Source organism: Amycolatopsis sp. CA-126428 (assembly GCF_002904335.1).
Taxonomy (GTDB): domain Bacteria; phylum Actinomycetota; class Actinomycetes; order Mycobacteriales; family Pseudonocardiaceae; genus Amycolatopsis.
On record NZ_PPHF01000022.1, the window covers coordinates 1 to 6860 of the forward strand.

Consider the following 6860-nt stretch of genomic DNA (forward strand, 5'->3'; position numbering starts at 1 on the left):
GTCGACCGTGCCGGCGACGTCGATGCCGGGCGTGTGCGGCAGCACCACCGGGATCGGCCCCTGCATGAACCCACCGCGGATGTTGCCGTCGACGGAGTTGAACGACGTCGCGGCGACCCGGATCCGGACCTGCCCGGCGGCCGGGACGGGCAGCTCGACGTCCTCGTAACGCAGGACGCCGGGATCGCCGTACTCGTGGAACCGCACTGCCTTCATCGAGCTGCTCGCTTTCGTCCGTGATCCACTTCGCCCCCAGGATCGCGGCCGCGGGCCGGATCAGCCTGGGCCGGCTTGGCCCACCTTGACGACGGACGGCCGGGCCGCGGCGCCGACGACCTCGCCCAGCCGGGCCGCGTCGGCCGAACCCGGTGCCGCGGTGAGGATCACCGCCATCAGGTCGTCCCCCGGCACTTCCAGGAGGTGGCCGTCGAGCGTGATGTCCGTGCCGTCCGGATGCTTGAACACCGCGCGGTTCTCGTACGCGGCCACCGGTTCCGGGGCGCGCCACAAGGTGTCGAACGATCGGCTCGTGGTCCGCAGCTCGTCGACGAGCCCGGCGAGCGCCGCGTCCGCGGGGTGGCGCAGGGCGGTGTCCCGCAGCCGGGCGGCGAGCATCGCCCGGAAGCCGGCCGCGCGCTCGTCGGTCCGGCTGATCCCGCGGGGTGCGTTGCGGAACGTGCGCCAGGCGACGTTCCAGTCCCGGTCGTGCCCGGTCGGGCCGCCGGCCTGCAGCGCGAACCACGCACCGTTGACGGCGACCGCGTTCCACGCCGCGTCGGTCAGGAAGGCGGGGGTGCCGCCGAACCGTTCCAGCAGCCGCAGCGCCGCCGCCCCGGCCTCGCGCGGCACCTGCCCGTCCACCGCGGCGTACCCGGCCAGTGCGCAGAGCCGTTCGTAGTCCGCCCGCCCGAGGCGCAACGCCCCGGCGATGGCGGTCACCACCCCGGCCGAGGGGTGGCGGCGCCCCTGCTCCAACCGCCGCACGTAGTCCGCGGACACCCCCGCCAGCTCGGCGAGTTCCTCCCGCCGCAGCCCGCGGGTCCGCCGCCGCCCGCCCGGCAGCCCGGCCACGGCCGGGTCGGTGCTTTCGCGCAGCCGGCGCACCGCGGCGCCGAGATCGTGCAGAGCCATGGCACCAGGTTTACCAGCGGTCCGTCACCGCGCTGGTTCTTCCTATGTGGACAGCTCGGGCGAGGCGCCCGAGGCCGCCCGTCACGGCTGTTTCCGGACCTCGGCGGGCCGGTGGCGGCAGTGGGGCGCCCCGCGCTCCAGCGCCACGCTCTCCGCCGCGGGAGGTCGCGGACGAACCCCAGGTCCGGGATCGCCGGTCCGCCCGGCGATCCGACGAGCAGGCTCGTGCACCCCTCGGCCGCGAAGCGCTCGCTCGGGTCCCGGCGGCTCGCGGTCCGGCCACAGTGGACGCTGCGGCCGGACCGCGAACCGGGGTCAGCTCACCTGGAGGTCGATGCAGGCGTAGAACGCGTTCGCCGTGTCGGCGATGTTCCACACCGCCAAGACCGTCTGGCGGCCCGTGTGGCTGCCCAGGTTCACCTGGTGGGCGACGGTCGACGGCGGCTGCTGGTTGTTGCCGCTCACTTCCGCGATCTTCTGGCCGCCGATGAAGTACTGGTAGTTCGACGTGCGGTGGCGGGCGGTGAAGGTCCAGTTGAAGGTCACCGTGCGGCCGACGCTCGCGGCGCGCCAGCCCTTGCCGTTGTCGTTGAGCTCGGCGAACTGGGCCACGCCTCCGTTGCAGGACCGCAGGCCCTTGGGGCCTTCCACGCTCTGGGGCTCGTACTGGATCTGCCCGCACGCCACGACGTGCTGGGCACACTGCGCCTGCCGGCTGGCCGGCGAGCTGACGTAGCCGTGCGCGCTCGCGATCCCGGCGGGGTTGAGCACCACCAGGACGGGGGCCAGGAGGACACCCGCCGCGGCCGCGACCAGTTTGCGGTTCATACCAGCTCCTTCTCCGGACAGGCTCGCCTCCCGCCGCCGGGCACGGCGAAACCGCGGCCCCGGCCTCGCTGGGAGGTCCGCCGCGACGGGAAGGGTTACGAGCGAAGGAAAATTGTGGTCTAGACCATACGTCGATTCGTGACCCAGGTCAACGGCTGGCAAAGTCCCGATCGATGTTGGTAAGGCGCCAACTGTCACCCGGTGTTCCGTTGAGCGGGACCGCACCGGCCGGACCGGCGGCGAGGCGCGGGACGCGTGCCTCTAGGATCACGCCGGTGACCACCTACGACGACACGTTCGAGCACCTCGACCCCTCGGCCCTGCCGGAGCGGCAGCAGCGGATCCTGGTCGCGATCCGGGACTGGGTGGTCCAGTACGGCTACTCCCCCAGCACCCGCGAGCTCGGCGAGGCCGTCGGCCTGCAGTCGACGTCGTCGGTGTCGAAGCACCTGGCCAGCCTCGAAGACAAGGGTTACCTGCGCCGCGGCGCCACGGTGTCGCGCCCGATCGACGTGCGCGCGTTCCTGAACGGCCCGGCCGCCGCCGAAGACGGCGATTCGGTGCCGGTGCCCGTGGTCGGCGACATCGCGGCCGGCACCCCGATCTCGGCGGTCGAGCACACCGACGACGTCCTCAAGCTGCCCCGCGACCTCACCGGCCGCGGCACGGTGTTCGGCCTGCGCGTCCGCGGCGACTCGATGATCGACGCGGCCATCTGCGACGGCGACATCGTGGTGGTCAAGCAGCAGTCCGAGGCCCATTCGGGGCAGATCGTGGCGGCGATGATCGACGAAGAGGCGACGGTCAAGGTCTACCGCCGCCGCAACGGCCACGTGTACCTCGAGCCCCGCAACCCGGCCTACGACGTCATCGACGGCGACCGCGCGGTCATCCTCGGCACGGTCGTGTCGGTGCTGCGCAGCGTCTGACTCACCAGGTGACCGGCAGCTCGTACACGCCGTACACCGACCCGTCGTGCTTGAACGGGATCTTCCCGGGCTCGGTGGCCAAGGCCAGCGCCGGGATCCGCCGGTACAGCGTGCTGTAGACGACCTGCAGCTCCAGCCGGGCCAGCGGCTGGCCGAGGCACTGGTGGACGCCGAAGCCGAAGGCCACGTGGCGGTGCGCGTCGCGGGTCAGGTCCAGCCGGTCGCCGTCGGGGAAGACGTCCGGATCGCGGTTGGCGATGTCGTTGGCCATGATCAGGCCGTCGCCCGCGCGGACGGTCTCCCCGGCGATCTCGATGTCCTCCAGCGCGACCCGGCGGCGCCCGTTGTGCGTGATGTTCAGGTAGCGCAGCAGTTCCTCGACCGCCGACGCGACCAGGGCCGGGTCGTCGCTCTCGCGCAGCAGCGCCAGCTGGTCCGGGTGCTCCAGCAGGGCGAGCGTGCCCAGCGCGATCATGTTCGCCGTCGTCTCGTGGCCGGCGATGAGCAGCAGGACCCCCATCTGCGCCGCTTCGACCCGGGTCAGCTCCCCCGCCGCGACGCGGCCGGCGAGCCCCGAGAGCAGGTCGCCGGTGGGGTGTTCGAGCTTCTCCCCCACCAGCCGGTCGAGGTAGCCGATCAGCGCCTGGTGCCCGGCGGCCCGCTCCTCGGGCCGGGCGTCGCGGCGGATGATGACCTTGCTGCTCTCCTGGAAGAAGCCGTGGTCGGCGTACGGGACGCCCAGCAGCTCGCAGATCACCAGTGACGGCACCGGCAGCGCGAACGCCTCGACGAGGTCGACCGGCTTCGGGCCGGCCAGCAGCTCGTCGATCAGGTCGTCGACGATCTTCTGGACGGCCGGGCGCATCGCGGCGACGCGGCGGATCGTGAACGGCGCCGTCACCATCTTGCGCAGCCGCGCGTGCTCGGGGTTGTCCATCAGGATGAAGCCGATGCCGGTGCCGCCCTTCGGCAGCGGCGCCGGGCTCGGGTACCCCGGCCGCGTGATGTCGGCGCTGACGCGGGGGTCCGCCAGCAGCGCGCGCTGGTCGGCGTAGCGGGTCACCAGCCACGGCGTGCTGCCGTCCCACAGCCGGACCCGCGCGAGCGGGGTCTCTTCCTGCAGCGCGCGGGCGGCGGGCGGCGGGTCGAACGGGCAGCCCGCGGCCCGGGTCATCGGGAACTCGGGGATCTCGGCGGTGCTCGTCATCGGTCCTCCGCGGTGGCCGTCGGTTCGTGATCAGTCAACCGAAGACTGCTACGCTAAGTCAAGCGACTGATTTAAATCGGCCGCGTCACCCCACTTCCCCGGAGGACCGCTCGTGCCCGACCCATCCACGTCCGCCCGGGAGGCCTCGCCGCGCGCGAACCTCGTCGTCGCGGTCCTCGCGCTCGCGGGCATCACCGTCTCGCTGATGCAGACGCTGGTCATCCCGCTGATCCCCGCGCTGCCCGGGCTGCTGCACGCCTCCGCGGCCGACGCCACCTGGGCCATCACCGCCACCCTGCTCGCGGGCGCGGTGGCGACGCCGACCATGGGCCGGCTCGGCGACATGTACGGGAAACGGCGGATGCTGCTGATCAGCCTCGGCGCGCTGGTCGCCGGCTCCACGATCGGCGCCCTGTCCGACAGCCTGGTGCCGATGGTCGCCGGCCGGGCCCTGCAGGGCCTCGCCGCCGGCGTCATCCCGCTCGGGATCAGCATCATGCGCGACGAGCTGCCCGCCGAACGGCTCGGCTCCGCCACGGCGCTGATGAGCGCGTCACTCGGCGTCGGCGGCGCCCTGGGCCTGCCCGCCGCGGCACTGCTGGCCGAGAACGCCGACTGGCACGCGCTCTTCTGGACCGCGGCCGGCCTGGGCGTGGTCGTCACGGCGCTGGTCGTCGCGCTCGTGCCGGAGTCGCCGGTCCGGACCGGGGGCCGGTTCGACGTGCCCGGCGCGGCCGGGTTGTCGATCGCGCTGGTGTGCCTGCTGCTGGCCATCTCCAAGGGGGCCGACTGGGGCTGGGGCAGCGCGGCGACGCTGGGCCTGTTCGCGGTCGCCGTCGTCGTCCTGCTGCTGTGGGGCCGCTGGGAGCTGCGGACGGCGCGGCCGCTGGTCGACCTGCGGACGACCGCGCGGCGCCAGGTGCTGCTGACCAACATCGCCTCGGCGGTGTTCGGCTTCGCGATGTTCGCGATGTCCCTGGTGCTGCCGCAGCTGCTGCAGCTGCCGGCGGCCACCGGGTACGGCCTCGGGAAGTCGATGCTGGCGGTGGGCCTGGTGATGGCGCCGTCCGGGCTGGTGATGATGGCGCTGGCCCCGGTGTCCGCGCGCATTTCCGCCACGCGCGGCCCGAAGACGACGCTGATGCTCGGCGCGGTGGTCGTCGCCGCCGGGTACGCGCTCGGGATCGTCCTGATGAGCGCGGCCTGGCACCTGGTGCTGGTCTCGAGCATCATCGGCGCGGGCATCGGGCTCGCCTACGGCGCCATGCCGGCGCTCGTCATGGGCGCGGTGCCGGTGTCGGAAACCGCGGCGGCCAACAGCCTCAACACGCTGATGCGCTCGATCGGCACGTCGGTTTCCAGCGCCACCGCCGGGCTGATCCTCGCCCGGCTGACGATTTCGTTCGGACCGGCGACCCTGCCGTCCCAGAACGGGTTCCGGCTGGTGCTGGGCATGGGCTCGGCGGCGGCGCTGATCGCGCTGGCCGTGGCCGCGTTCCTGCCGCGGCGGTCCCCGGTGGCGGCGACTCCGGCGCCGGTTGCCGTGGCCGGCCGCTGACCGTCAGCCCGCCGGCCGGTGCGCGCGTGGTGCACGTCCGGTCAGCGGCGGGCGGAAACCTTCGGGTCAGCGCCGGGCCACGACGGTCCGGCACCGACCTTCGGGAGCCGGAAATGACGAAGAACGCTTTGGTGACGGGGGCTTCGCGGGGCATCGGCCGCGCGGTGGCGCTGCGGCTGGCCGCGGACGGGGCGGTGGTCGCGGTGCACCACGGCGGCAACGAGGTGGCGGCCAAGGAAACGGTGTCCCTGATCGAGAACGCGGGCGGCCACGCCTTCCCGGTGGCGGCGCGGTTCGGTGAGCCGGGGGCGATCGACCGGCTGGCCGAGGCGGTCACCTCGGCGTTCGGCGGCGGTTTGGACATCCTCGTCAACAATGCGGGCATCAGCTCGCACAGCCCGATTGGCGACTTGACCGAGGAGGAACTCGACCGGCTTCTCGCGGTGAACGTGAAGACGCCGATGCTGCTGATCCAGCGGCTGCTGCCGGTGCTCAACGACGGCGGGCGGATCGTGACGGTCGGTTCGATGGCGACGCGGATCGCGGTGTCGTCGCAGATCGGTTACACGGTGAGCAAAGCGGCGGTCGCGGCGTTGACGCCGACGTTGGCGAATGAGCTGGGTTCTCGGGGGATCACGGTCAATACGGTGGCGCCGGGGCCGATCCGGACGGATATGACGGAGCCGATGCTGTCGGTTCCGGAGGCGGCGGCCGGGCTTGCCGCGATTGCGGCGCTGGGGAGGGTTGGGGAGCCGGAGGATGTGGCTGAGGTGGTGGGGTTTTTGGCCGGGGCCGGGGGGCGGTGGGTTACTGGGCAGACCTTGGATGTTTCGGGCGGGACGTTTCTTGGGCCGATCGCTGGTGGGTGAGGGTTTTTGGTGTGCGGGTGTGTGGCGGATCTGTGGTCTGGCGCGGGAGGTCTGTGCGTAGTCACGCGAAACCCGCGGCCAGTCAGCGAAACCCGCGCGCAATCTCACGAGAGCCGTCCTCAGCCAGGCGAGACCCACGCGCAATCCCACAAGAGCCCTCCTCAGTCACGCGAAACCCGCGCTCGACCACGCGAGTTGCTGCTCGGCTGTGTGATTAGCGGGGCATCTCCCGTGAGCCGGGAGGCATCATGCGGATTCTCGTTCCGCCGACCCGAACGCCGGATTGTTCAACGGCCGTCACGCCGCGTCAAGGCGGGAAAGCGTGCCTTGACCCGGCG

The 6860-nt window shown here is 72.4% G+C and carries 7 protein-coding genes; 3 read left to right on the top strand and 4 right to left on the bottom strand.

The window, feature by feature from the left end:
- From C2L58_RS05905 to C2L58_RS05915, 3 genes are all read right to left on the bottom strand, one after another.
- On the bottom strand, positions 1-216 hold a 216-nt coding region (locus C2L58_RS05905; protein WP_441296289.1), incomplete at its 3' end, for an alcohol dehydrogenase catalytic domain-containing protein.
- Between the two features lie 60 nt (positions 217-276).
- Positions 277-1131: an MmyB family transcriptional regulator gene (locus tag C2L58_RS05910; RefSeq protein WP_103336488.1), complete on the bottom strand. Its 855-nt coding sequence runs from the start codon at positions 1129-1131 to the stop codon at positions 277-279.
- 315 nt (positions 1132-1446) lie between these two features.
- On the bottom strand, positions 1447-1959 hold the full coding sequence (locus C2L58_RS05915) for a lytic polysaccharide monooxygenase auxiliary activity family 9 protein (RefSeq protein ID WP_103336490.1): 513 nt from the start codon (positions 1957-1959) through the stop codon (positions 1447-1449).
- Between the two features lie 275 nt (positions 1960-2234).
- Here C2L58_RS05915 and lexA point away from each other — a divergent pair, with 275 nt between their 5' ends.
- Positions 2235-2888: a transcriptional repressor LexA gene (gene lexA, locus C2L58_RS05920; RefSeq protein WP_103336491.1), complete on the top strand. Its 654-nt coding sequence runs from the start codon at positions 2235-2237 to the stop codon at positions 2886-2888.
- Position 2889: 1 nt separating this feature from the next.
- On the opposite strand, the gene C2L58_RS05925 is transcribed toward lexA, so the two are convergent.
- The gene (locus tag C2L58_RS05925; RefSeq protein WP_103336493.1) at positions 2890-4095 is read right to left on the bottom strand and encodes a cytochrome P450; all 1206 of its coding nucleotides are present in this window, start codon (positions 4093-4095) and stop codon (positions 2890-2892) included.
- Positions 4096-4207: 112 nt separating this feature from the next.
- Here C2L58_RS05925 and C2L58_RS05930 point away from each other — a divergent pair, with 112 nt between their 5' ends.
- Positions 4208-5653: an MFS transporter gene (locus C2L58_RS05930; RefSeq protein WP_103336495.1), complete on the top strand. Its 1446-nt coding sequence runs from the start codon at positions 4208-4210 to the stop codon at positions 5651-5653.
- A 113-nt stretch (positions 5654-5766) separates the two neighbouring features.
- Positions 5767-6522, top strand: a complete 756-nt coding sequence (locus tag C2L58_RS05935; protein WP_103336496.1) for an SDR family NAD(P)-dependent oxidoreductase — start codon at positions 5767-5769, stop codon at positions 6520-6522.
- Positions 6523-6860: the final 338 nt, after the last annotated feature.